Origin of the sequence: Sinomonas sp. G460-2 (genome assembly GCF_047759905.1) — a bacterium.
Taxonomy (GTDB): domain Bacteria; phylum Actinomycetota; class Actinomycetes; order Actinomycetales; family Micrococcaceae; genus Sinomonas.
Genome location: NZ_JBKZWT010000496.1, coordinates 1 through 1,746 on the forward strand (window position 1 = coordinate 1; position 1,746 = coordinate 1,746).

Consider the following 1,746-nt stretch of genomic DNA (forward strand, 5'->3'; position numbering starts at 1 on the left):
TCAGCTCTGGGGCCGGTCAGCCCGGGGGCCGGTCAGCTCTGGCGCTTGCGGGAAATGCGCACCATGTCCTCGCGCGGGACCACCTTCACGCGCTCGCGCGGAACGGCCGTGCCCTTCTCCGCGGACTCTGCCGTGAACTTCTCCCCGAGCGACTTCTCATGCGCGTCGAGCTCGTTCCAGCCGGCCCACGTGGTGAACTCGACGCCGCGCTCCTCGAGGAGCTTCATGATCGCGTGCTCGTCGGGATTCTCGGCCGGCGGGAGCGAATCGCGGTCTTCGAGGAGGCAGCCGATCGTCTCGAGCGCGTCGCCCTTCGTGTGGCCGATGAGGCCCACGGGCCCGCGCTTGATCCAGCCCGTCGTGTAGACGCCCGGCACGGCGGTGCCTTCCTCGTCGAGCACGCGCCCGCCGTCGTTCGGGATGACGCCCCGGCGAGCGTCGTACTCGAGCTCGGCGAGCTCGGAGCCGTGGTAGCCGATCGCGCGGTAGACGGCCTGGACCGGGTAGTCCTCGAACTCGCCCGTGCCGCGCACGTTGCCCGTACCGTCGAGTTCCATGCGCTCGAAGCGGATGCCGGCCACGTGGCCCGGCGTCTCCCGGGAGTCGTAGATCTCGACCGGGCTGTGCAGGAAGTGCAGGTGCAGGCGGCGCGACGCGCCCGTGTCCTGATCCTCGGCGATCCAGTTCGCGAGCGTGTTGACCATGGTCTTGACCTGGTTGTTCGTGCGGATCGCCTCGTCGGAGGCGTCGTCGAACTCGAAGTCCTCCGGGTACAGGACGATGTCCACGTCCCGGGAATGGGAGAGCTCGCGGAGCTCGAGCGGCGTGAACTTGACCTGCGCCGGACCGCGGCGGCCGAACACGTGCACGTCCGTCACGGGGCTGCGCTTGAGGACCTGGTACACGTTGTCCGGGATCTCGGTGACGAGGAGATCATCGGCGTGCTTCGAGAGCATGCGCGCCACGTCGAGGGCAACGTTGCCGTTGCCGAGGACCGCGACCTCCTTCGCGTCGAGCGGCCAATCGCGGGGCACATCCGGGTGGCCGTCGTACCACGAGACGAAGTCAGCGCCGCCGAACGATCCCTCGAGGTCGGCACCCGGGATGTCGAGCTCGGCGTCCTTGATCGCGCCCGTGGCGAAGATCACTGCGTCGTAAAAGTGGCGGAAGTCGCTCAGCGTGACGTCGCGTCCATAGGTCACGTTGCCGATGAAGCGGATGTCGCCGCGGTCCAGGACCTTGTGCAGCGCGTTGACGATTCCCTTGATGCGCGGGTGGTCCGGGGCCACCCCGTAGCGGATGAGCCCGTACGGCGCCGGGTACTGGTCGAACAGGTCGATGCTGACCTCGAAGTCCCCATCCTTGACCTCGTTCGACTTCGTGAGGATGTCTGCCGCGTAGACCCCGGCGGGCCCGGCGCCGATGATGGCGACGCGCAGCGGTCTGGCGGCAGAGGCGTTGGTCACAGGGAGTCCTTCCGGCGGCGGACGCACGTAGTAGGGCGCGCAGCCTCCTATTGTAGTTCGGGTGCAGAGTACGACGCTTCTTGGACTGGGCCCCGGAGTTGTCGTCGCGGTGGTCGTCTTCACCGTGTTGTCCGCCGCCGTGCACCGCTGGGCGCTCGACGGCGGGTGGCTCGCCCCGGTCACGGCGAGCCTCCGCGCCGTGGTCCAACTCGCCGTCGTCGCCCTCCTCGTCGCGCAACTCGGCCAGAACCCGTGGCTCGCGCTTCTCTTTGCGTTCGTG

1 protein-coding gene and 1 pseudogene are annotated in these 1,746 nt (G+C 68.4%); one reads left to right on the plus strand and one right to left on the minus strand.

The features are described 5' to 3' along the window. Window positions 1-32: 32 nt before the first annotated feature. Window positions 33-1,466 (minus strand): FAD-dependent oxidoreductase, encoded by a 1,434-nt coding sequence (locus ACLN58_RS21825; RefSeq protein ID WP_415857308.1) that lies wholly within the window; start codon window positions 1,464-1,466, stop codon window positions 33-35. Between the two features lie 61 nt (window positions 1,467-1,527). Between ACLN58_RS21825 and ACLN58_RS21830 the strand changes: the two are divergent. Further along, window positions 1,528-1,746 (plus strand): annotated as a pseudogene (locus ACLN58_RS21830) (hypothetical protein); the annotation flags it as partial.